The following is a 23,787-nucleotide window of genomic DNA, read 5'->3' as shown; positions in this document are numbered from 1 at the left end:
CTGTGTCCCGGCACCAGCGGCAGTTTGCTTCGGCGGGCCTGGCGTCGATCAGGCTTTCGGATCCGCCGGCCGGAATTGCTCCAGGGCCTCCGCAAGCAGACCGATAGCCCGGTCTTCTGCACTTTGCAGCCCGGATAGCTGCTGCTCGAGCGTAGGTGCACCGCTGACCCCGAGAATCGGCGGAGACTGGTCGCCGCCGTCGCTGCCAAAGGCATCGATCGGCGGGTATTCCGGCTCATCGCCTTGCTGGAATACCTCCGACAGTCCACTTACGCCGAAAACGCCGGCGTCGCCACCGCCAAAACCGAGGAAGCCACGACCGCTGCCGTCGCCGAAGCCCGTGTAACGGCCGGCAAACACCTGGGCAATGACACTGGGCGTGGGAGTGCCGCCGGCATCGAAAAAGGCGCCGAGTGTGGGTACGCCGCTACCCAGCGTCGGCTCATCGAACAGTGCCGGTGGCAATAATGGCGACTCCCGATCCGATGGCGGCTCCGGCGGGGGGATGGGAACCCGCAGCGGCGCCGGCGTCCCCACAGGGGGAGTGCCGGTGTATGCCCTGAATTCGGGATCGCCGGCATTACCGGCAATCTGGTAGCTGGCGCTGGTCAGTCCGTTCGACAGCGGGTTGCCTGCCGCGTCGCTGATGCCGCTGCCGGCTGCGTTCAGCCTTATGCCCAGGGTGCCACCGCCGGAGACATTCGAAACGGTGATGCGGTAGCTGCGCTCGTCCAGCGCCGTGATCGTCGACAGTTCTCCGGTGGCGTTGCCGGTGGTCACCAGGGAAAAGTCGCCACTGTCGAGGCCGGTTACCGGCTCGCTGAACCTGAGGTCAAAGTGCACATCGCCGCCCGCTACAGGCGAACTGTCTATGGAGGCCAGGCTTTCCGCATCCGGCGCCACGTCATCGAAGACCGTGATAGCGACAGTGTCGCTGTCGCTGCGGGAGCCGCCGCTTCCCGATCGTCCGAGGTCATCCGTCGTGATTTGCAACGACGCGGCGCCGGAAAAACCGGGGGTGGGCATGAACGTCAGCCCGTCCAGCGCGGCATTGATATCGCCAAGGGTGCCACTGAAAGTCATGCTGCTGTCGTCACGGCCGTCGCCGCTGCTGAAAGCGAGACCGGTTGTTGCGGAGAGCGACACCAGCCCTGCGCTGGCTGTGAGCGTCACCTGGATCGGGCCGCCGCCGGCATCGACATCCGCTATCGAGATCCGGTTGTCGTGGACATCGTCGAACACCAGGTCCTGGTTTTGAAGCGTGGCCTGCGCCCCGGGTACGGTGTTGACCGGGGCATCGTTGACCGCGGCCACATTGAGAAAGGCCTGGGCGGTGCCCGATGAAAACGCTGTGGTGCCGCCGTTGGTGGTGGTATCGGCCGTGCTGCGCAAGGCATTGCTGGAGGCGGTGCCGCTGGTCTGATCCCAGGCACGGAAACTCAGGGTAGCGGTTTCGCCGTCGATGCCGTCCGGTATGTAGCGCAGCTGGGTGCTCGAGGAGAGCAGCAGGGCTGCGCCATCGCTCACGCTGCCGACCGCGTTCCAGCCGATGCCGTCGGTGGAGTACTGCCAGGTGCCATTGCCGCTGGAATCCCGGATAGCGATACCTGAAAGGGCTCCGTTGTCGACATCGCCGTGGGACAGCCCGGCGAGTATGGTGGAGACCAGAGTGCCGCTGCTGGTGCTGTCCTCATCGGTACCCGTCAGCACCAAGGGGCCGCCGGACAGGGTCGGTGCATCGTTGAGCGCGCTGATGGACGCCGTCGAGGCAATGGCGAGGCTGGCGGTATCGTCGCCGCCGTTGGCGGTGCCGCCGCTGTCGGTCAGGCTGGTGAGGGTGACGACCCGGTTGGCGGCACCGGGATCCTCGCTGTTGTTCAGGTAACCGAGGTTGTCGACCAGCGTCTGGGCCGCCGCCGTCGACAGGCTGCCGCCGCTCAGTGAGACGGTGGCGGTGGTGCCGGCAACCGAGACACTGTAGCTCAGCGCGTTGGTGGCCGTGGTGCCGGCGCTGCCATGGGTCAGCGCGACCTGGGTGCCGTCGATATCGAGAATTTCATCGCTGCCGTTGGCGAGATTGCTCACCGTCAGCGTCAGACCGCTGAGGGTTTGACCAGCCTCGACGGTGCTGATCGAGACCCCGCTGAAAAGATCGACCGCGGAATCGCCCTCGATAAAGGTGGGGTTGGTGCCGGTCGCGGCCAGGGTCGGTACGTCGTTGATCGCCGTAACCGCCAGGCTCGCCTGGGCGGTGCCCGATGAAAACGCTGTGGTGCCGCCGTTGGTGGTGGTATCGGCCGTGCTGCGGGTGGCATTGGTGGAGGCGGTGCCGCTGGTCTGATCCCAGGCACGGAAACTCAGGGTAGCGGTTTCGCCGTCGATGCCGTCCGGTACATAGCGCAGCTGGGTGCTCGAGGAGAGCAGCAGGGCTGCACTTTCGGTGATGCTGCCGACCGCGTTCCAGCCGATGCCGTCGGTGGAGTACTGCCAGGTACCATTGCCGCTCGAGGCGCTGACGGCAATCCCCGAAAGCGCGCCGCCGTCGACATCGCCGTGGGACAGCCCGGCGAGTATGGTGGAGACCAGAGTGCCGCTGCCGGTGCTGTCCTCATCGGTACCCGTCAGCACCAAGGGGCCGCCGGACAGGGTCGGTGCATCGTTGAGCGCGGTGATGGACACCGTCGAGGCAATGGCGAGGCTGGCGGTATCGTCGCCGCCGTTGGCGGTGCCGCCGCTGTCGCTGATACTGGTGAGCGTAACTGTGCGGTTGCTGGTATCGGGATCCTGGCTGTTGTTCAGGTAACCGATGCTGTCGACCAGCGTCTGAGCCGCCGCCGTCGACAGGCTGCCGCCGCTCAGTGAGACGGTGGCGGTGGTGCCAACGACGCTGACGCTGTAGCTCAGCGCGTTGGTGGCCGTGGTGCCGGCGCTGCCATGGGTCAGCGCGACCTGGGTGCCGTCGATATCGAGAATCTCATCGCTGCCGTTGGCGAGGTTGGTCAGCGTCAGCGTCAGTCCGCTGAGGGTTTGCCCGGCCTCGACGGTGCTGACCGAGACCCCGCTGAAAAGATCGACCGCGGAACCGCCTTCGATAAAGGTGGGGTTGGTGCCGGTCGCGGCCAGGGTCGGCGCGTCGTTGACCGCGGTTACCGTTACCGTCGAGGCGATGGCGAGGGCGGTCGAGTCGTTGCCTCCGTTCGTCGTGCCGCCGACGTCGGTAATGCCGGTTAGCGTCACGGTCCGGCCGCCAGTCGAGGGAGTTTCGCTGTTGTTACGGTAACCGAGGCCGTCGATCAGCGTCGCTGCCGTCGAGGAGTCGATACCGCCGAGCTTGCGCAGCTCGACCGTCGCGGTCGTCCCGGTGACGCTGACGCTGTAAAAGGTACTGGTACCGGCGGTGGCGCCGGTGTTGCCGTCGATAAGCGCGATATCGCTGCCATCGGCCCGCAGGATTTCGTCTGCACCATCGGCCAGGCTGGACACCGTCAGCGTCACTTCGAAGATGTTCTGGCCGGGCTCGATGCTGTCGACCGCGACCCCGCTGAACAGGTCGGTGGCGCTGTCGCCTTCGATATAGGTTGGGTTGATGCCGGTTGCCGTAAGCGTTGGCGCGTCGTTGATCGCCGTAACCGCCAGGCTCGCCTGAGCGGTACCGGATGAAAACGCTGTGGTGCCGCCGTTGGTGGTGGTATCGGCCGTGCTGCGCAAGGCATTGGTGGAGGCGGTGCCGCTGGTCTGATCCCAGGCGCGGAAGCTCAGGGTAGCGCTTTCGCCATCGATGCCGTCCGGTATGTAGCGCAGCTGGGTGCTCGAGGAGAGCAGCAGGGCTGCGCCATCGCTCACGCTGCCGACCGCGTTCCAGCCGATGCCGTCGGTGGAGTACTGCCAGGTGCCATTGCCGCTGGAATCCCGGATAGCGATACCTGAAAGGGCTCCGTTGTCGACATCGCCGTGGGACAGCCCGGCGAGAATGGTGGAGACCAGAGTGCCGCTGCCGGTGCTGTCCTCATCGGTACCCGTCAGCACCAAGGGGCCGCCGGACAGGGTCGGTGCATCGTTGAGCGCGCTGATGGACACCGTCGAGGCAATGGCGGGGCTGGCGGTATCGTCGCCGCCGTTGGCGGTGCCGCCGCTGTCGGTCAGGCTGGTGAGGGTGACGACCCGGTTGGCGGCACCGGGATCCTCGCTGTTGTTCAGGTAACCGAGGTTGTCGACCAGCGTCTGGGCTGCCGCCGTCGACAGGCTGCCGCCGCTCAGTGAGACGGTGGCGGTGGTGCCAACGACGCTGACGCTGTAGCTTAGCGCGTTGGTGGCCGTGGTGCCGTTGCTGCCATGGGTCAGCGCGACCTGGGTACCGTCGATATCGAGGATTTCATCGCTGCCGTTGGCGAGATTGCTTACCGTCAGCGTCAGCGCGGTAATCGACTGGCCGGGTTCGACGGTGCTGACCGAGACCCCGCTGAATAGACTGGCCGCGGCGCCACCCTCGGTAAAGGTCGGGTTGCTGCCGGTGGCGGTCAGGGTCGGCGCGTCGTTGACGCCGACCACCGTCACGGTGGAGGCGACCGACAGGCTGGCGGTATCGACGCCGCCGTTGGCAGTGCCGCCGCTGTCCCGCAAGCTCGTGATCGTTACCACCCGGTTGCTGGTGCTCGGGGTGTTGCTGTTGTTCTGGTAGCTGATGTTGTCGATGAGCGTCTGGGCGGTCGCGGTCGTCATCGTGCCGCCGGTCAGCGATATCGTGGCGTTGGTGCCGCTAACCGCGACGCCGAAGGTGAGGCTGTTGCCCGCGGTGGTACCGCTGGCGCCGTCGGTCAGTACGATCACCGTGCCGTCGAGATTGATAACTTCGTCAGTACCGTTGCTGACGTTGGTGACAGTAAAGTTGAAGCCCGTGAGCGTCTGACCGGCCTCGACGGTGGAGATCGAGGTGCCGTTGAACAGGCTGGCCGCGGCACCGCCCTCGGTAAAGGTGGGGTTGCTGCCGGTGGCCGTAAGCGTCGGCTCGTCGTTGACAGCGGTGACGCTGACCGTGATGTCGGCGTTGGCACTGGTGCCACCATCTCCGTCGTTGACGGTGACTCTGACGTTGCGGGCACCGGTCGTTGGCTCGGCAGTATCGCTGTTCTGATAGGTGAGCGCCCGCACCAGAGTTTGTACCCTACTCAGCGTGGCATTGGCGTTAAAGTTGACCAGCAGATCATTTCCGGCGGTGATGTTGTTGCCCAGGGTTCCGATGACTGTACCGCCAACACTTAGGTTACTGCCTGCTGAGGTGCCGGCGAGCGAGACCGTACCCGAAGTGTCGATGCCGAGCAGGTCTTCCGCCGCATCTTCGCCAGAGGTAATGGCAACTGACAGGTTGCCGCCGTTGAAATCGGCGGAGTCCGCATCGGTGAGCGTTGCATCGCCGCCGTTATCCAGGAGTACGGCGGAGGCCCCTTCCAAATAACTGGCGCTGTCGCCGTTCAGGTTGCTGATGACGGGTGCTGCATTGAAATTGCTGACGGTTATGGTGTTGCCAGAGGTATCCGCAATCACAACCGTCGAATCGGCGCCGGTGTTCCAGTCATCAGCAGCGGCAAGATTATAGAGGGTGCCGCCTGCCGAGCTGGTGCCATTGTTGTTGAGGATTGCCTGCAGTGCAGCCTTGTCGAGGGCGCTCAGGCCCAGGGTAAAGCTGGTACCCGAGGTGATTTCGACATCGCTGGTATTGGTCAGGGTGTAGGTGCTACCCCCTTCACCGGTGAAGGTGAGCTGGCTGGCGTCGATATCGTTGTTGGCGCCAGCCAGTTTCAGCATGCCTGTGCCGGTCACGGCCAGCACGCCGGTTGAAGCATCGTAAGTGGCGCTCGTGATGGTCGGTGCGGCTACATTGCTGACCGTTACGGCGTTGGCGCTGTCCGAGGTATCGCCACTGGTAACGGCAGCGTTCCAGTCATCGGCTGCCGCCAGGTTGTAGGTGGTGGCTCCGGTCGAGCTGGTGCCGTTCTTGTTGAAAATCGGATTTATGGCGGCCTGGTCGGTGGCGCTCAGGGTCAGGGAGAAGCTGGTGCTGGAGCTGATCTCGACATCGCTGGTATCGGTCAGGGTGTAGGTCGAGCCGCCTTCGCCGGTCAGGGTGAGCCGGCTGGCGTCGATATCGTTGGCGGCGCCGGCCAGGGCCGACAAATCGGTGCCGGTCACGATCAGGACGCCGGTCGCGGCATTGTAGGTGGCGCTGGTGATGGTGGGCGCAGGAGGCGCCGGCGGATCGGTATTGCCGCTGAAACTGTCGATATTGGTGTTGATAAAATCAGTGCTGGTGAGGCGGACTTCATCCACCTGGAGCGCGCCAAAGTTCAGCGTCCCAGATACCGCAGTTCCCATTGTCTGACTGCTTCCAGTCGGGGTGCCATCGAGGTAGCCCTGAACGGTCACGGTTTGCCCGGCGGTATTGTTGATATAGAGGCTGCTGAAGGTGAAGTCGGCGGCATCGGTGCGGGCGATGGTCACGCGTTCGGTGGTGCCGGTATCGAAAGTGCCGGACAGCAGGTTGACCGATGCCGAATCGCCGTCGCCGAACTGGCTTTCCCAGGTCATATCGCCGCCGTCACCGTCACCGGTAAAGGTATAGGTGAAGGAGATGCCGCCCAGGTTACTGGTAAAGGTTGTGACTCCGCCAAGTCCCGGGCTGATATCGGTATTCAGCGGGTCGGTAAAGGCGGTGAGCAGGCCCGCGTAATCTCCCAGTTCGAGCGCGGCCGCTTCGATAGTGCCCGATGCCACTTCCAGCTCCCAGTCCCCACCCAGGTTTGCCGCGCCCGTGAGATCGCTGGAGGCGGCAATATCGGCGCCCGTCGCGCTCGCCAGCGAACGAACAAAATCGAAGCCGGCGCCATCGGCACCCACGCTGCAGCCGTACAGCAGAATATCGCCGTCCTTGCCGAGCGACTGGCCGATGGCAGTGAGCAGGTCGCTGCGGGCGGTGATCTCGCTGCTGTCCAACCAGTCACTGCCCAGCTGCAGCTGGCCCATATCGCCATGGCTCAGTACGTGGATGGCGTCGATATCATGGCGGCCGCCCAGCGTATCGGCGATCACCTGAAGGCCATCGTCGCCGGCATCGAAGACAACCACCTCGGCGTTTTGCGGCAGCTGTGCCAGCAGTTGCTGATAATCGCGAACCTGACTGTCGACGAAGACCACTTCCTGGCGGTTGTCGATGGTGGCCGTTGCAGGCGCTGCGTCCGCATCGGGTGTACTGGTGTTATCCGGAGCGGCGTTCTGGGTGTCGACAAGGGTTTCGGCGGTCGTAGCGGCGACCGCGCCGTCGAACATCATGCGCGGCTCCAGCGCCAGCGCCAAGGGTGGTTTAGCCTCCGATACCGCAGGAGCTCTGGTCTGATGTTTTGCTGCGCGGCGGAACCACTTCATAAGTGACCTCCGGGCCTGCCCGAGCGGCGGTTGGTACAGCCGGCTCGGGAAGGGCGGGTTACATGGCGCCACCGTTAAACTGCCAGGCAGCGGCGGCCTCCAGCGTTAGTTGCGGGGAGGGAAAATACCCTCCAGAGCGATTATGAAATTCATACCGAGCATGGGATTGCGAATACCGACGGACTGGTTGCCGCCCGCGGGCTGGACGTTGACCGGATTATTGAACGGAGCGAGGGTGGTGTTAGCCGCATCAGTGGTATAGAGGGCGCCGGCGCGACCACTGTTGCTGGCGGGGCCGAGCACGGTATTGCTGGCTGGCGCCGGATTGGTATCAGTACTGCTGCTGTTGGCCGGTATGGCGACGCTGGCCTCGGCGCTGTGACTATGCGATGGCATCTGCGCCTGGGTCAGAGTCACGGACTCGGTGCCGGCCTGTTCGCCGATACGGATGTCGCTGAGGCCTGGGCCATGCCCCTGACCGACCGGGCTGCGGCCACGCAGGTCCGGCAGCGCGAAGGTGGAGCGTCCGTCACCGCCATAGGTCGTGCCTAGCAGGGAAAACAGCGCCTGATTCTGGGCAATCGGCAGCAGCTGTCCCTGACAGAAGGCCCAGCCTCGCGGGGCGAAGTTGAAACCCACCATGCGTATTTCGCCGATAAAGGGTTCGCTCATGATCTTTCTCCTTGTCGTTATCGCTTCTAGCGGGCGCCTCGGTGGCGACCCTGTTCTGTTGCTGTGCGGGTTCCTGAATCGCGCGATGTATTACAGCCTCGAGATGCGGCTGCACGCTGCATCCTGAGATACAGGCCCTCGTCGTTCAGGGTCTCGAACCCCAGACGCAGGTAAAGCAGGCGGGCCGGGTTGTCGATTTCGACGTGAAGCCCCACCGCTAGCTGATGCTTATCCGCGCGGGTCAGCAGCATGTCGAGCAGTGCGCTGCCAATCCCCTTGCCGCGGTGCTCGGGCAGGAGGGCGATATCGATCAGCTGCAAAGTGGTGTCGCCCCAGGACAGGTACAGACGGCCGATCGCCGTACCCTGGCGTTCGACAATCCAGAATTCGGCGTCGGGAAAATGATCGCGATAGTGAAGGTACTGCAACTGGCACTGATGGCGGAGAAACTCCGCGACGGCAACCGGGGGCCAGCCACAGGAGGCCATTTCCGCTGCGCGGGTGGAGGCATAGAGGCGTTCGATAAAGGGGTAGTCGGCATCCTGCTGACGGCGAAGGTCACAGTCGATGGGCGTCACCTATAGGCTTCCTTGCGATAAAAGGCTGGAGGTCAGTGGCCAACGACATCCACCGCATGGAGTCAGACTAGCCCATGGCAGGTGGTTGTCAAACGCACCAACAGGCGTTTGAAAATCTGGCCCATAATTTCGCTCGAGTCCACCGCCCGCTACCGGGACCCGCTGTTTCGCGTATCTGGGTCTTGCCCCGGCGCCGGCTCAGAACCCGCTTTCCCGGATGCCCAGTGCAGCCACGCGGCGAATCAGCCCGCCAATGATCGATTCCTGGCGGCCCTGTACAACCACCAGCCCCCGCCTTGTCTGCGCAGGCACCGGGATAGGCTCGAGCAGTGTCAGGTTGACGGCGTACTGTGCCTGAATGGGGTTGGCCCGGTCCTGTTTGTCGCGGCGAACCGCCAGCGGGCCGCCGCGGTCCGACGCCAGCGATTCGATGTCCAGATAAGCGACTCCGGTTGTGCTGATGTCGTCGAGGCGTACCGAAAGCGCAGGCTCAAGAGGATCGTCGGCGATGAAAAGGCCGGGCGCACCGGCTTCGACACGCCACAGGGCCTGTTCGGGCAGGTAGCCGCGCAGGCGAAGCTGTTGCCCCACCACGCGCAACAACCCTGATTGCGGCTCCAGCCAGCGGCCGGGCGCCAGGCCGTCCATCAGGTCCCGTACTACGCCGTCATGGGGCGCGCGAACCAGCAGCCGCGCGCGCTGTGCCGCCAGTCCGTCGGATTCGGCCAGGGCCTCGGCCAGCTGCCGTTCCAGAATACCGGCGTCCGCCGCTGTCTGTGGCCTCGCCGCCTGACGTCGCAACTGCAGTCTGAGAATGCGGATCCGGCTGTCGACGATTAATTGTTGCGCATCCAGGTCCGGGGACTCGAGCTGCAGCAACGGATCGCCCGACCTGACGGCCTGGCCGTCCTCGACAAAAAGCTTCTGCAGGCGGGCAGGCATCGGGGCATGCAGTGCGCTGGCATGAACGGCGGCGAGGCGCGCCGGGATGTCGACATCGCTGCGCCAGGGGACGACCAGCAGTATCAGGCCGCCGGTCAGCGCCAACGCGGTCAGCAGCATTCGAACCGGGCTTGCCCGGCTTCGGCCGCGCCACCATTCGCGCATCTCCTGCGTCACCGGTCGACCGATGAACCAGCTAAGCTCGACAACCATCAGTACAGTTCCCAGCAGTTTGAAGAAAAGGTGATAGACCAGCAGCGCGATGGTCAGGAACAGCGCGGCGCGCCACAGCCAGGCGCAATAGCCCCAGGTCAGCAGCCGCCGATACAGCGGCGGCGACCAGGGCTCGGGCATCGGGTTGCCATAACCGAACAGCGCCTCGCGCAGGCGCCATCGGCACAATGCAAAGGCGCGTTCGTGCAGGTTCTCCACACGCCAGAGGTCGGCAAGCAGGTAGTAGCCATCGAAACGCAGAAAAGGGTTGAGGTTGACCGCCAGCGTGGTTAGCCAGGTGGCGCTGGCAAGCATGAAGGCCGCTGTGCGCCAGGGACCGTCCGGCAACAGTGACCATGCCAGCAGAGCCACGGCTGCCAGCAGCAGTTCGGCAAGGATCCCGCCTGCGCCGATCAGCAGTCGCGTGCGCCGGTCTGTGACCCGCCAGGCATCGCTGACGTCGGTATAGAACAGCGGAAACAGCACGACAAAGGCCACGCCCATGCTCTGGACCCGGCAGCCGGCTCGCTTGGCCATGTAAGCGTGGCCGAATTCGTGGCAAAGCTTGGCGAACAGCAATGCCGCCCCGAACGCCAGGGCGCCGCCAAGGCTGAAAAGGTACGGGAAGGTGGCGAGAAAACGCTCCCAGTCGCGCAGCGCCAGAAAAAGACCCAGTGCCAGCACCAGGGGCAAACCGGTCTTGAGCAACCGCGCGCCGTAGCGTTCAAGGCCGGGCCAGGTACGGTTGAGAAAGGTATCGGGGCGCCACAGGGGTATGCGGAAGAACAGGTACTGCTGCAGCAGCACCTGCCACAGGGTTCTGCGTCTGGCTGCGGCCTTGATGCCGTAACTGGCGCGTTGTTCGTCGTCAGCTGCGCCGATCAGGTCATGGTTGCGAAGAAACTGCAGCAGGCGGGCGAGTTCCGTTTCATTGACGGTGGCGCCCGGTTCCGCGTTGGCGGCGGCCAGCACCCGCTGCGGATCGCCCAGAGACCAGTGGCGCAGAAGCCGCAGTGCGGTTTCGCCCAGTTTGAAGTAGCGACCCCGTATCGGATCGGCGAGCGTCCATTGCGGCGATCCGTCCAGCGCCGCGGCGGTCGGTGAAAGCTGCAGGTCGGAACGCAGTGCCGGTAGCCGCATCTAGATGCCCAGCCCCTGGCGCAGTGCCGATAGCGGCCGCCGCAGCAGATAGAGGGCGAGGGGCACGGATTCGCCATAGAGCTTGGCGGTACCGCGCAGACCGATGCGGGGCGGGGCGGCGTCGAAGCGGGCGTCGAGCCGATACGCGAGCTGTCCGGTCGGCGTACGTTCGGCTTCATAGGCAAGGCGCTCGAGTCTGGCTCCATGGCGGGTCAGCGGGTCGCTGTCCAGAAACAGCGTGACCTTGGCACCGGGCGCAAGTTCGATCGCATCGCCCACCGCCAGGTCGATTCGCAACTGGGCCCGGTCGGGCGCTGCTATTGCCAGCAGGCGCTCGCCGGTCTGCACCGGTTTGCCGGTCAGGCGGTCGGCGTCGGCGAATACGGCGATGCCGTCGCGATCGGCGAGCAGTTCGGTGCGGGCGAGCAGCTCGAGCGCATAGTCCCGCTCGGCGCGTTTCTGTTCCACCCGGGCCGCAAGCAGATCCAGCCTGGATTTGGCCTCGGTATCGGAAAAGGCGCGCTGGGTGTTGCTGCGCAGTTCGGCCCGGGCGACATCCAGGCTGCGCTCGGCGACAGCGGCACGGGCTTCAAGGCTGGTGGAGTCGAAACGCAGCAGCGTATCGCCGCGTTGTACCGGCTGATTGGGTTTGACCTCGAATCCGGCGATGACACCGTCCAGCGGCGCGGTGACCACCTGACCGTTCAGCGGTATCACTTCGGCCGGCGCCAGTACCGATTGACGGACTGGCACCAGCAGCAACAGGGAAGCGAGGGCGGCTGCAACCGGCAGCGTCCAGCGCCGGCTCCCAAGACGCCTGCCGCTGCGGGGGTGCAACGCCTGCCAGGCGTGGCTGTAGCAGTCTCCAAGCTCGCTGAGCAGTGCCCCCTCGGAGTCCGTCCAGGGGCGGTCGCGCGCGATCCAGAGGCCGCCGATCGGCAACCGCCGGCGGTCGAGGAAAGGCAGCCAGAATGCGTCCCCGGCGGAAAGCTGCCGCCAGTCGGCGACGGTGTCCGGGCGCAGCGCCTCGGCATCGACGCGGCCGGGTGTCGCTGACGGACCGCAGGCCAGCCACTGACGTGCGGCATTTTCGATGAAGGCGACGAAGGGGGCGTTGGGTTCGACCTGGCTGATTCCTGTGACGGCCCGGACACGACCGTCGATCACAAGCGCGGCGTGACGGTAGTCGAACAGTGGCTGGGCATCGTTGACCAGCGCATAGGCGAGGCTGCCGGCATCCCCGGCGGCCCGGGCCTTGCGTTGCAGTGAAAGCATCTGGGCAAACAGGCGCTCCGCCGGTCCCGGCACCTGCACCGTCATGGGGTATCTCCGAACTCGGCGTTTCCGCTCATGCCGGCCAGCAGACCGGACGCATCTGCGGGCAGGGTGCCAATCAGCAGCAGCGTCTGGCTGCCTTCGTCGATGGCGGCGCCAAGGCGCTCGACCCGCGCCTGCAGGGGGCGGCGGGTCTCGTCCGGCACGAAGCGGAAGGACTGTCCGGGCCTGAGCCAGCCCAGCCAGCCCGAAGGGACCAGCAGTTGTACTTCAAGACTCGTATTGTCGACGATCTCCAGCAAAGGCGCACCGGCGGCCACGCTTTCGTGTGGCTGCACCAGGCGCTCCACCACCCGGCCTTTGAAGGGCGCCTTGATTTCGCAGCGCTCGACCTGAACCGCGTAAATTTCGGCTTCAGCCCGAGCCTGGGCTTGCCGGGCTTCGGCCAGCGTGACTTCGAAGCGCCCGACGGAGTTGAGCGAGGCCAGTTGCCGTGCATGGCCGAGTTCTTCCTGTGCGACTCTGACCGACGCCTGCGCGGCTTTGAGCCGGGCCCGGTAGGCGCTGCAGTCGAAGCTGACCAGGACCTGCCCCTCGTCGAACGGCTGGCCATCGCCGAACGGCATGGCAAGGATCCGCCCCGCCTGTTCGCTGGATAGAACGGCCTTGTCACGGGCGCGTAAAACCCCCCGTGCCTGATGTGCGGTAACGGCATCCGAGCTCCTGGAAGGCGTGGTTGCAAGACGGTCATCCGCGGCCTGTACGGGCACTGCGACGACCGATGCAATGCACCACGCCGCAAGGATCAGGCCAGACGTTCGCCCCATGGTTGCGCTCCCTGCAATTCGGATAGCTTCAGTGTAGGGGAGAAGGTCCGTTGCGCAACTATTCGCCCGGCGCGCAACCGGGCGTTCCGATTCAGGCGATACTGGTAATCCTCGGGGTATATTCCGGGTCGGCCAGGTCGTCGGCTTTCCCGGTGCCCGGGCAATGCGGCCTATACTCTGGCTGAGCACCTTGAGCGCTCAATTCCGAGAACGCGAACGAGGTAAGACGATGAATAGCAGATACGCGCTGGCCTGTGCCAGCCTTGGTTTCATTTTGTCCGGCGCAGCCCAGGCCCAGTCCCCCGAAGAAACGATCGCCAATGCCAAAAGCGCGGCACCCGGCTCCGTTACCGCGAACGCCACCATAGTGGCGCTCGACGGCTCGGTGTTGCAGGAGGGCAGCAACGGTTATACCTGTCACCCGCAGATGCCGACGACTGGCCCCATGTGCAACGATGCAGAGTGGGAGGCGATGATCGGTGCGCTGATGGCGAAGCAGGAGTATTCTCCCGGCAAGCTCGGAGTGTCCTATATGCTGGCGGGCGAGGGTACCGCCCCCGGGGTCAGTAACAGCGACCCTTATGCCACGGATCAGACGGCGGACGACTGGGTGAAGGAAGGTCCGCACCTGATGATCATCCTGCCTGATCCCGCGCTGCTGGAAGGGCTGTCGACCGATCCCAGGGATCCGGTGTATGTGATGTGGAAAGACACGCCTTACGCACACATCATGGTGCGGATCGGCGACGAAGAATAACGTTTGCCGGCGGTACCCTATCAGGCGGGACGGGCCCGGGAAGCCATGGCCACGCGAGGCATCGTCCCGGCCTCCGTTACTGCAACGTTTTCACCATCAGGATGGCGTCACCGCTGTAGTGGATCAGCGGATGGGGGACCACCGCCGCCCGGCTCACCTCCCGGTAGCCGCTGCGTTGATACAGCCGGTACGCCCCTTCGTTCTGCTCGAATACGATCAGGCTGGTCTTGTCGAATCCCTGGGCGCGCGCCTGGCGCTCGGCCAGAGCCAGCAGCTCGCTGCCGATGCCGCGCCCGCGGTACTTGGGAAACAGCGCCATGCCGCAGATGTAATAGCTGTTGTCTTCTTCCAGCCTGCTGTAGGGAGCCAGGACCGGATCGGCTTCGGTCGCTGCCGGGTCGACGTGCATCGGGAAGGCGACCAGCATGCCGGCAATGCGCCCGTCCAGCTCGACAATGGTGCAGCTGCGGTAGCTGAAGAGCGACTGTTCGTTCTCGTAGCGGCGCCGGCCGACATCGAGGATATCCTCGCCGTCCGCGGCGAGTTTCGTCCATACATAGTTGGCGACGCCGTCGGACGAGATGGCGTAGAGCGCGGCGATTTCGGCACAGTCGGACTTTCGGGCCGGACGAAAGACCGGGGCTGGGTGCGAGGTTGGCATGGCCAGAGACTCCTTCAGTGTTCATGATCCCCGGCGAAGTGGCGTCACTCAATTCTCCTGGCGCCACTGGACCGGCGACCGACCGGCGAATTTTCGGAACGCACGGCTGAAGGCCGCTTCCGAATCGTAGCCCACAGCGGCCGCCACTGCCGCCACCTTGCGATGCCCGCTCTGATCATCACGGCGACCGCCGCTGGCGATGCCAGTGGCGCGCCGGGATGAAACGAATGACGTTCAGCTCTGGACCGCAAGACCGCTTTTGGTTTTCTGTTCTACTCTGTTGCGGCCCCGTTGCTTGGCCTGGTAAAGCGCGATATCGGCGCGCCGCAGTATTTCGTCGATTTCGTCTTCGTCGAATTCGGTGACGCCGAAACTGGCGGTGATCTTGATGCCGTCGCCGAAGGTTGCGTCCTGGATCAGCTGGCGCAGCTTTTCTGCGACACGGAAGGCGTTTTCGAGCTCGAGGTCGGGCAGGACCAGGGTGAACTCCTCGCCACCCCAGCGTGCGAAGATGTCGATATCCCGCAGGTTGGCCCTGACCAGGCCCGCCATTTCCCGCAGTACGCGATCGCCGGCGGAGTGCCCGCGGGAGTCGTTGATCTGCTTGAAAAAGTCGAGGTCGAACATCACCAGGCTGAGCGCGTGCTGGTAGCGGCGTGCGCGGGAGATCTCGTTGGTGAGGGCCTCTTCGAAGCGCTTGCGGTTGGCGATGCCGGTCAGGGTATCGGTATTGGAATAATACTCGATCTCGGCGATGCGGCGGTGCAGCTCCTCGTTTCGGGACTCCAGTTCCAGGGTCTTCTCGTTAACCAGCTGTTCCAGTCGGACCTTGCCGCGTTGCAGCAGCTGAACCTTCTGCTCCAGTTCCTGCTGCAGTTGCTTTTCGCGCTGAATGTCGAGGTGAACACCGATAATGCGGGCGGCGCGGCCGTCCGGATCATGCTCGACGATCCTGGCCCGGTCGAGGATCCAGATGAAGTCGCCAGTGGCGCGGCGGCAGCGGTACTCGATGCGGTAGTCGGGACGCTCGCCCTTGATGAAGGCGTCTATGTGCTGCATTACGGCGGAGTAGTCATCCGGGTGGATCAGGTTCTCCCAGGTAAAAACATCCTCGCGAAACGCTCCGGGCTGGTATCCCAGCATGCGGTACCAGCCCGGACTTCGACGCACCTTTCCGGTATGGCCGTCCCAGTCCCAGCTGCCTTCGCTTATCAGATCCAGCAGCTGATTGAGGGTGAAGTCGGCCGCTTCGGCACTGGAGTGGCAATAGGTCGAATGCATCAGGTCTCCCCGGCGCTGTTATCTGCGTCGCAGAAGCGGCGCCGGGGTGAGGAGGTGGATGGCCTGCGGGGAGTTTTGTGGACCCATACAAGAGGAGGAGTGCCGGTCATACCGATTCCGCTGTCCGTTGCGCGAGGTCGCCCAGACTGCATTCAGGCGGGCATGTTTCGACTATACCCCTGCGTGAAGCCCGAGGCCACAGGTGCTGCGCACCGATCCATGCCGGCCTCGAATCGCCCGTAAAGGCCTGCGGGCTTCTCGGTCCCCGTTACAGCGGCAGCGAGGAGAACCAGAGCGCCCAGGTCGCGATGTCCTGGTGGGAGCTGGAAACATCCGCCGGCTGGTAGACGACGGCGGTCTGGCCGCTTTTGGCGATATCGACCGCAGTCGGAAGTACCAGAAAAATATGTCTGCTATTGGCGACTTTTTCGGCGGTAGTGGGGAGATCATGCCATTTCGGGACCGGCAGGACGGCGCCCTCGATGGCAGGCTGCCCTTAGCCGCTATCGCATCAGTTACCGTTGCCGGCACGATGGATGCCGGCGACCAGACGCTCGAATTCATCGGCGCTGACCGGTTTCGAGTAGCGGTAGCCCTGGCCGTAATCGCAGCCCATTTCGACCAGGTAGCGGTGCTGTGTGTCGGTTTCGATGCCTTCGGCGACCACCTGAATGCCCAGTTTGTGCGCCATCAGGATAATGGCTTCGCATAGCACGAAATCGCTCGACCCGGGGCTTAACGACTGCACGAAGGATCGGTCGATCTTAAGGTAGTCGATGTCGAATTTCTTTAGATACGAAAGGGTCGAATAGCCGGTACCGAAATCGTCCAGCGAAACCTCCAGCCCCATGGACTGAATCGCCAGCAGGCGTTCCGAGGCGGCCTCGCTCATCAGAATGCTTTCAGTGATTTCCAGTGCCAGGGCGCTGCCCGGCAGTTGCAGTCGGTCCAGCCAGGTCAGCCAGGCATCCAGCCGGGTACCGTTGTCGCACAGCTGTACCGGCGAGGTGTTGATGCTGATCTGAAACGCCGGGTCCAGCGTCCGGCGCCAGCTGGCCGTTTGCTCCAGCGCCTGCTCGCAAATCCAGTTGCCCAGCTCCACGATCAGTCCGGTTTCCTCGGCCAGCGGGATGAATTCCTGGGGGCTCAGCAAGCCAAGGCTCGGGTGCTGCCAGCGAACCAGCGCTTCGGCCTTGCGTATTTTGCCCGACCTGAGGTCGACAATGGGCTGGTAGCGCAGGCAGAGTTCCCGGCGGGAAAGCGCCAGGCGCAGGTCGCCGATGCGCTGCATGCGCGCCTGGGCCTGGGCCTGCATGTCGGGTGTGAAGTAGTGATAGCGGTTACGTCCGAATTTCTTGGCCTCGTACATGGCCTGGTCGGCTTGCCTGAGCAGGTCGTGCACGTCCTGTGCATCGTCGGGAAAGACGGTGATTCCAATACTGGCACTGACGAAGTTGCTGCGGCCACGGGCGGGAAAGGGTTCCCGCAGTGCCGTCAGTACGGCTTCGGCGATCCGCGCCACGGCGGACGTACTTTCGAGTCCGGGCAGTATGACGGTGAATTCGTCGCCGCCGAGGCGGGCGACGGTATCGGATCTGCGTACCGAGCGCAACAGGCGCTGCGCGGCCTCCTTGAGCAGTGCGTCGCCGACATCATGCCCCTGGGTATCGTTGATGTCCTTGAAGTTGTCGAGATCGATATACATCAGGGCAAGGCGTTTGCCGCTGCGCTCACACACGCGAATCTCCCTTTCCAGCCGGTCGTAGAATAGCCGGCGGTTGGGCAGGCCGCTGAGCTGGTCGAAGGTGGCCATATGGGTGAGATCGTCATGGGAGGCCTGCAGCTTTCGCACCAGGCGGATGGTCATGGCGAAGAATGTCAGGGTCAGCACGAGCTGGAACAGCACGAGCAGAGTGCTGATGCGAATCTGGTCGCGGATTTGGAGGTTGCGCTGCTCCGATACCCCCACCGCGCGGTGTATCGACAGGTTGGCCAGCGCATGGATCTGCAACAGCACGGGGTCCAGAGCTACGCTGATGCCCTTGAGCTCGTCGCGGGTCAGTCGCGGGGAAGCGGCGGGGGGGAAGTATTGCTCGGTGCGCTCGAAGAAGCGCGCCAGTTGTTCGATTGTGCGGTCGTACTCCGCGCTGGCAAGCAGCTGCTGCGCCTGCGGCCGCATTACGATCACATCGAACCGGCTCCAGAAAATATCGTAACGCAGATGCAGTTGGGACTGTTGTTCGTCATCCGGCGTGGCGAGGGCTGTTTTCAGTCCAAGTTGGAAGTTCTGCGCCTCGCGTTCGAGCTGGAATACGCCCCAGCTCACCTCGCTCTCGCTCAGCTCGATGGCGTTTTCCAGCAGCCGGGTCTGGCGGAACTGGATCGCAAGCACCACGCTGAATGACAGCACCAGCCCCACGCTGACAAGCGATAGCCAGTACTTCCTGCTGCGGCTGACCTGCATGGTTTTCAGCACCTGTCAGGCCGGCTGCCGCCGGGTGAGAAGGCGAGCGGGGAACCCCGCGCCTGCGCCGGTAATCGTCGCCAGTCGCCGAGCTTTGCGCCTCTTTGATAGGGTCCTTGCCAGAGTCACGGGGCTGCTCTCCTTGCCCGGCTTACAGTTCGAATGCATATCCGCATCGTTTTGCAGTATATACCCCGCAGCGGTTGTCAGCGTCCCTGCAGCAGTGACAGGTAGTCGTCGAGCTCCAGCGCCCGGGTGCTGGTGATACGCAGCACACGCATCGCGTGCATTGGCAGGTACATTGTGCCTTCCAGGCCGCCGTAGATGGCGTCGGCGGCATCCCGTTCCCGGTCACGGTACTGCAGCCAGGCGCGCTGCGAGGCTCTGAGCCTCTCCTGCCGGGACGGGGTCAACTGACTCAACAGTCGTCGGTAGTTGTTGTTCAGCTCGGTATCCCAGCGTCGGGCCGCGTCGTCGATGCAGTCGAGCATACCGGCCGTCGACGCGTTCTCTTCCAGCGACAGGCAGTCGTCGAGCCGGCGATCGAGAGGGTGGCTTTCGTCGGCCAGAGAGGCGGAGGCGGCTGCCAGCGCGAATATCAGAGGCAGGATTCTGTTCATCGTCGCTCCATTGCTCCGGTCTCGCCTTAGACCGGTCGTGTTTCCGCCAGGCCGTGGGTTAGCGGTATTTCCCGTCCATGATCGGATTGGCCCTTTATGGGTTGGTGAATCTGCGCCCCGGGTCGTTCCGGTGCGGCGTCAGTTCTGCGCCGAGAAGAGCGCGACGCAGCCGATCACCTCGATACTGACCCGGGCGAAACGTTTCTCCAGTGCGCCGCGAAGGTCGTTGAGGGCATCGGCTTCATTGCTGAAGATACCCTTGCGATTGTAGATCGACATCAGTGCGCGCGCCGTCGCTCCGGGCTCTACGCCTTGCCTCAGGATCGTCGAGCCGAACAGTCGGGCGCCGGGCTTCAATAGCGGCTGCAGGTGATCGAATACCACGGCCTTTTCGGCGATGGTGCCGGGCAGGCAGTGCAGCAGATAGTTGATGCCGATGGAGTCGAAAGGCCGTATCTGCGCCTGGATCGGTTCCAGCACGTTCTGCCGCCAGACTTCGGGCCGGTAGCGCGCGATGCGGTTGGCGGCAAAGGCGAGCGAGTTGTCGTTGAGGTCCATCAGCGCGATCCGGGGGCTTGCGCCTGGAAACCGGCAACGGTCGAGAAAGTAGCCGGTGCCGACGCCGACATCGAGGTGATTGGCTGACAGCTGACTATTGTAGTGGGCCTCGATACGGGGCGTCGGACATTTCCAGATCCAGCGGTTGGAAATGCCCAGTACCAGCAGGTCGTAGGCCGAGAGAATATTGCGGGTGTAGACGGCCTGGCCGGCGTCCACCTCCGCGGCGGTGGGTTTCAAGGCAATGCCCTCCCTGGATGGCATGGCGGTCTGAGTACTCCTTGTGGCCGCATTCTACGGGCGTCGATTGTTGGCGGCTAGTCCGGTCTGACTTCGTTGAACAGGATGCGGTTGGCGAAGGGGTCGGTTACCTCGAAACAGCGGTCGCCCCAGGGCGCGCGTTCGATGGCGGGCCTGCTATAGCGATAATTTCGGGCGCCGACGTTCCGGAACAGGCCGTCGAGATCGTCGACATTGACGAACAGCCGACTGCCGGGTGTGCCGTCGCCGTGGTGCTCGCTCAGGTGCAGGACCAGTTCGCCCCTGGATACCTGCATGTACAGCGGGGCCTGGTCGTCGAAGCGATGCTCCCAGTCGACCTGCATGCCGAGAAAACCGAGATAGAACTCCCGGGCTCTGGTTTCGTCGAAGATCCGGAACACCGGAATGGTCTGACATTTCATCGTCGTTTCCTGTCGATTCGCGAATCCCTGCCGGGCGTTCAGATACCGCCTTCGGGCTCGTCGCTGTAGACGCAGACGTTCCAGTCCTCGGCCAGGCCGTCCGGCGCCTCGCAGCAACGCTGAAAGAAGTCGACGATCTCGTCGCGCTGGCAGTGCTGTTCGAAGGCCGTCATGTCGCGCCAGATTTCGTGAAAGACGATGGGGAAGCTCTGGCCGGCGGCAAAGGCGCTGTCGATCTTGCGCGTCACCCGGTACTGAATACAGCCGTCCTCGCGCAAGGTATTGGGTTCGAGGGACTGAAGAGTCGCAAAGAGTTCCCGCTCCCGTCCGGGGCGGGGTTTGAACTGGGCAGTACAGTAAACGAGCGATGACATGTGCGCCTCCCTGCAGGGCTGTTTTCAGTATCGGAGTATAGGCACGCCGGCGTGCGGCATGGGGTCGTGATCAACGCTTGAGTGGCCGGATTACGCTCTCGAGCCCCTCGATCCGGATTTCCAGCGTCAGTGCCAGCAACTGGCCGAGGCGGCCCGGCGGAAAGCCCTTTTGGCGGAACCACAGCAGATAGGGCTCCGGCAGGTCGATCAGGGCGCGCCCGGCATACTTGCCGAACGGCATTTCGGTGCGGGCGATATCCAGCAGGTCCTGCTTGTCGAACATTTGGCTGCCTCCTGTCGGTTTCGCCGGCCGTGTACGGGGCCAACAGTGTACCCGCCTTTGCAGGCAGGTACACTGCGGCTAATGATTGGCCGGCGAGTATTCGGCTGCTGCTGATGGGGCCGGACGGCCGAGCGGGCCCCTTTTGCCGGGGCTTTTCGCGCCGGCTGACCGATTCCGAGGCGTCTGAAGGAACCTTTTCTTCCCAAGGAGGAAGCTTGCAATCGACCATGAAGCATAGAGCGCTGCGAATTCTGCGAGTCCTGGTGCTTGTCGAGGTCGCCTACCTGGTGCTGGCAAACCTCGCCCTGAATCTGCCCCTGACCCAGGCGCTGTTGAACCAGCACCGGCCGGACAAGTACCGGGTGCAGTGGGAGCGGGCCTGGACCTGGTATCCCTTCAGGGTTTATGCCCGCGGCATTGTCGCCGGCGGGCAGACCTCGTCCCAACAGTGGCAGATAGAGGTCAGCAAAGCTTGCGCATCGGTATCGGCCGTCTCCCTGTTGCGGCGAACCCTGCGCATCAGCGCGGCGCAGGTAGAGGACGTCGATTTCCGCCTTCGCCCAAGACTCAGACCTGACAGGGACGACTCGGCGGTGCGGGCGTTCTATCCAACGATCCCGGGGTGGGATCCGGACCTGCTCGCGGTCCCCCGGGTGCGCAAACCGGGGCCCGGCTGGAACCTTGTGGTGGAGGACTTGCGTGCCAATGGCGATCACCGGCTCTGGATCCGTCAGGTGCAGGGCGAGCTGAGCGGTGTGCTGTCCGCGAAGCCGAACTACCGCTTTCGCGGCGGTCCGTTTTCGCTGGCGCATGGTGCCGCCGATATTGGACTGAGCTCGCTGTCGATCAACGGCCAGCCAGCCGTCTCCCGGGGGGGGACCGTGCGTGGAAGCTTCGAGATGGCGCCTTTCGTACCGTCGCAGAATCGCGGTGCGAAGTGGCTGGCCTTTCTGAACGTCGATGCCGACGTTGATCTCGAGGTCGAAAGCCTGGACTTTCTGGATACTTACCTGCGCCGCTTCAACGGCATGGAACTGGATGGCAGGGGCAACTGGCGCGGCCGGTTGCGTTACGGCCAGGGCGAACTGCTGGACGGGACGGCAATGACGGTGTCGGCGTCCGAGCTGGACCTCAACGCCTCACCCTACCGGGTTGCGGGCAGCGGGCAGATCCGTTTCGGATCGGCGCAGGATGATCCGGCGTCTCTGTCGGTCGGTATCCTGTTCGGGGACCTGAGCACCTTCCACGGCGGTACCCGAACGCCGCTGTTCAGCGGACAGAATCTGGCCATCGAGATTCGTGGCGATAACAGGATTCTGCCGGATCAGCAGTGGCGCTCCGGGCATGAACGGGTCACCGTGCGGATCCCCAGCGTGACGGTTCCGGATCTGAACGCATTTCAGTATCTGCTCCCGACGCGCTGGCCGGCGCGGCTCAACGGCGGCAGTGGCGAGTTGGCGGCAGAGGCGACGTTCTCTGCCACGCAGTTCAGCGCCGACCTGCGACTGTTGTCCCATGACGCGGATGTGGCTCTGAGCGACTATCGCTTCGCTACCACCCTCGATCTGGGCGTCCGGGCGCGCGCCGGGGCTTCGCAAACGGCCAGTATCGACCTGTCGGGCTCCTATCTGCGGCTCGACGACGCGCGGCTGGTACGGGAGCCTGCGAAGACGGCGGCTTTGCCCGTACCGGCACGGCAGGAATATTCGGCCTGGAATGCGTCCCTGAGCATCCCGAGGGGCGTGCTGGGCATTTCGATGGACGCTACCGGGGCGGGGCAGCAGCGCTTCGCTGACCTGGCGCGAGAGCTGAAAGGACGCCAGCTTCGGGATGTATTGGCGGATTCGGATGCCGAGCTGGAGGTGAACCTGGATGTTTCCGATCTGGGGTGGCTGAACCTGCTGTTTCGAAATCCACTCGGGCTCGAGGTGTCCGGTGCCGGCGAAGCCCAGGCGCAGCTGCGCATGCGTTCCGGCTGGCTGGCCAAGGGAACCCGGGTGGCGATACGGCCGCGGGCGTTGCAGGTGCAGTTGCTCGACTATGTTGCAGAGGGCGAGGGCTCCGTGACGCTTGCGGTGGAACGCGGAGGCGAAACACCCGACCTGGCACTCGAGGCCGTGTTAATGGACAGCCGGTTGCGCCGGCGCAACGAAACGCAGGCGGTCATCGAGCAGGTGGAGCTGGAACTCAGGGGCAGGGCCCAGAGCGTCAGTCTGGGGAGCGAGGCCCGGCTGTCCGCGATCGACGTGCGGATTCCGTCTGCTCGCGTCAGCGACATGACCGTCTACAACCGTTATATCCCGGAGGCCGTGCCGCTGCGCCTGTCGGCGGGTGAGGCGCAGCTGAGCGCGGATATCCGCCTCGAGCGGGAGGCGGCGAGCGGCTACGTCCGGTTGGTGACCGAAGGGTTGCAGAGCCGGCTCGACGATCAGTCGATATCGGGTGAGCTGACCCTTGACGTCAATCTCGCCGGAGGCGCTCCGGCGAACATGGCGTTCGATATTTCGGGTTCTTCGCTGCAGCTCGATGATTTCCGTGTCGCCGGGGAGGAGCAGCGCTTCGATGAGGTCGGCTGGGCGGCCCGTTTCGATCTCGACCGTGGACAGGTGGTGTGGAAAGAGCCAGTGCGGCTCGATGCCGATGGTCGCATCAGCCTGCAGGATTCCCGGCCGATCGTCGCGCTGCTGGCCAATCAGCGCGGCAGGTATGGCTGGATCGAGAAGCTGCTGACGACCGGGAGCATCGCGGGCCGGGCACAGCTGAGAGCCGCCGGCGACACTGTTGCGATTCCCTATGCCTTCGCCAGCAGTGACAAGATCGATCTGGGGGCCAAGGGGGTGATGACCGGGCTGGGTCGGGAAGGGATGCTGTTCGTCCGCTATCGCAAACTCAGAGGCGTACTCAAGGTGAAGGACGGCGAACGCAATTTCGACGTCTTCGGCGCCCAACAGAAGTTCGCCGACTACGTGCCCGGCGAAACCGGGGTCTTCACCCCTAGGGAGCCTGCGAATAAGTCACAATGAGGCTCTGGCTTGCAGTGCGG

17 protein-coding genes are annotated in these 23,787 nt (G+C 64.1%); 2 read left to right on the top strand and 15 right to left on the bottom strand.

Annotated features, from left to right (window positions below; translation table 11 throughout):
- Positions 1–48: 48 nt before the first annotated feature.
- The 6 genes from IEX85_RS10405 to IEX85_RS10380 form a co-directional block, all read right to left on the bottom strand.
- Entirely contained in the window at positions 49–7,416 is a 7,368-nt protein-coding gene (locus IEX85_RS10405; RefSeq protein WP_188860512.1) for a DUF4347 domain-containing protein, read from the bottom strand.
- A gap of 105 nt (positions 7,417–7,521) precedes the next feature.
- Positions 7,522–8,088 (bottom strand): phage tail protein, encoded by a 567-nt coding sequence (locus IEX85_RS10400; protein WP_188860511.1) that lies wholly within the window; start codon positions 8,086–8,088, stop codon positions 7,522–7,524.
- A 26-nt stretch (positions 8,089–8,114) separates the two neighbouring features.
- Positions 8,115–8,666, bottom strand: a complete 552-nt coding sequence (locus IEX85_RS10395) for a GNAT family N-acetyltransferase (protein WP_229721871.1) — start codon at positions 8,664–8,666, stop codon at positions 8,115–8,117.
- 198 nt (positions 8,667–8,864) lie between these two features.
- Positions 8,865–10,961, bottom strand: coding sequence for a site-2 protease family protein (locus IEX85_RS10390; protein WP_188860510.1), 2,097 nt, complete (start codon positions 10,959–10,961; stop codon positions 8,865–8,867).
- Positions 10,962–12,281, bottom strand: coding sequence for an efflux RND transporter periplasmic adaptor subunit (locus IEX85_RS10385; RefSeq protein WP_188860509.1), 1,320 nt, complete (start codon positions 12,279–12,281; stop codon positions 10,962–10,964). It lies immediately after the preceding gene.
- Positions 12,278–13,063: an efflux RND transporter periplasmic adaptor subunit gene (locus IEX85_RS10380; RefSeq protein WP_188860508.1), complete on the bottom strand. Its 786-nt coding sequence runs from the start codon at positions 13,061–13,063 to the stop codon at positions 12,278–12,280. The genes IEX85_RS10385 and IEX85_RS10380 overlap by 4 nt, the downstream gene beginning before the upstream one ends.
- Before the next feature lie 229 nt (positions 13,064–13,292).
- Between IEX85_RS10380 and IEX85_RS10375 the strand changes: the two genes are divergently transcribed.
- Positions 13,293–13,820, top strand: coding sequence for a hypothetical protein (locus IEX85_RS10375; protein ID WP_188860507.1), 528 nt, complete (start codon positions 13,293–13,295; stop codon positions 13,818–13,820).
- A gap of 76 nt (positions 13,821–13,896) precedes the next feature.
- Here the strand turns inward: IEX85_RS10375 and IEX85_RS10370 are convergent, their stop codons facing one another.
- The 9 genes from IEX85_RS10370 to IEX85_RS10330 all read right to left on the bottom strand — a co-directional run bounded on the left by IEX85_RS10370 (position 13,897) and on the right by IEX85_RS10330 (position 20,744).
- A complete protein-coding gene (locus IEX85_RS10370; RefSeq protein ID WP_188860506.1) occupies positions 13,897–14,481 on the bottom strand; it encodes a GNAT family N-acetyltransferase in 585 nt (194 codons plus the stop codon).
- A 48-nt stretch (positions 14,482–14,529) separates the two neighbouring features.
- Positions 14,530–14,637 (bottom strand): helix-turn-helix domain-containing protein, encoded by a 108-nt coding sequence (locus tag IEX85_RS24230; RefSeq protein ID WP_373290906.1) that lies wholly within the window; start codon positions 14,635–14,637, stop codon positions 14,530–14,532.
- Positions 14,638–14,715: 78 nt separating this feature from the next.
- Positions 14,716–15,762 (bottom strand): sensor domain-containing diguanylate cyclase, encoded by a 1,047-nt coding sequence (locus IEX85_RS10360; RefSeq protein ID WP_188860505.1) that lies wholly within the window; start codon positions 15,760–15,762, stop codon positions 14,716–14,718.
- Between the two features lie 511 nt (positions 15,763–16,273).
- Entirely contained in the window at positions 16,274–18,226 is a 1,953-nt protein-coding gene (locus tag IEX85_RS10355; protein WP_188860504.1) for a putative bifunctional diguanylate cyclase/phosphodiesterase, read from the bottom strand.
- Positions 18,227–18,432: 206 nt separating this feature from the next.
- Positions 18,433–18,846 carry a lysozyme inhibitor LprI family protein gene (locus tag IEX85_RS10350; RefSeq protein WP_188860503.1) on the bottom strand — a complete coding sequence of 138 codons (414 nt, stop codon included), beginning with the start codon at positions 18,844–18,846 and terminating at the stop codon, positions 18,433–18,435.
- A gap of 138 nt (positions 18,847–18,984) precedes the next feature.
- Positions 18,985–19,644 (bottom strand): class I SAM-dependent methyltransferase, encoded by a 660-nt coding sequence (locus IEX85_RS10345; protein ID WP_229721870.1) that lies wholly within the window; start codon positions 19,642–19,644, stop codon positions 18,985–18,987.
- 77 nt (positions 19,645–19,721) lie between these two features.
- Entirely contained in the window at positions 19,722–20,087 is a 366-nt protein-coding gene (locus IEX85_RS10340; protein ID WP_188860501.1) for a glyoxalase superfamily protein, read from the bottom strand.
- A 38-nt stretch (positions 20,088–20,125) separates the two neighbouring features.
- Positions 20,126–20,461 (bottom strand): putative quinol monooxygenase, encoded by a 336-nt coding sequence (locus IEX85_RS10335; RefSeq protein WP_188860500.1) that lies wholly within the window; start codon positions 20,459–20,461, stop codon positions 20,126–20,128.
- 70 nt (positions 20,462–20,531) lie between these two features.
- The gene (locus IEX85_RS10330) at positions 20,532–20,744 is read right to left on the bottom strand and encodes a DUF3820 family protein (protein WP_188860499.1); all 213 of its coding nucleotides are present in this window, start codon (positions 20,742–20,744) and stop codon (positions 20,532–20,534) included.
- Between the two features lie 227 nt (positions 20,745–20,971).
- Here IEX85_RS10330 and IEX85_RS10325 point away from each other — a divergent pair, with 227 nt between their 5' ends.
- Positions 20,972–23,767 (top strand): hypothetical protein, encoded by a 2,796-nt coding sequence (locus IEX85_RS10325; protein ID WP_188860498.1) that lies wholly within the window; start codon positions 20,972–20,974, stop codon positions 23,765–23,767.
- Positions 23,768–23,787: the final 20 nt, after the last annotated feature.

This window comes from Marinobacterium nitratireducens (genome assembly GCF_014645375.1).
In the GTDB taxonomy this organism is placed as follows: domain Bacteria; phylum Pseudomonadota; class Gammaproteobacteria; order Pseudomonadales; family Balneatricaceae; genus Marinobacterium_A; species Marinobacterium_A nitratireducens.
The sequence above is the reverse complement of the archived record's forward strand: the minus strand, read 5'-3'. Positions and strand labels throughout refer to the sequence as shown.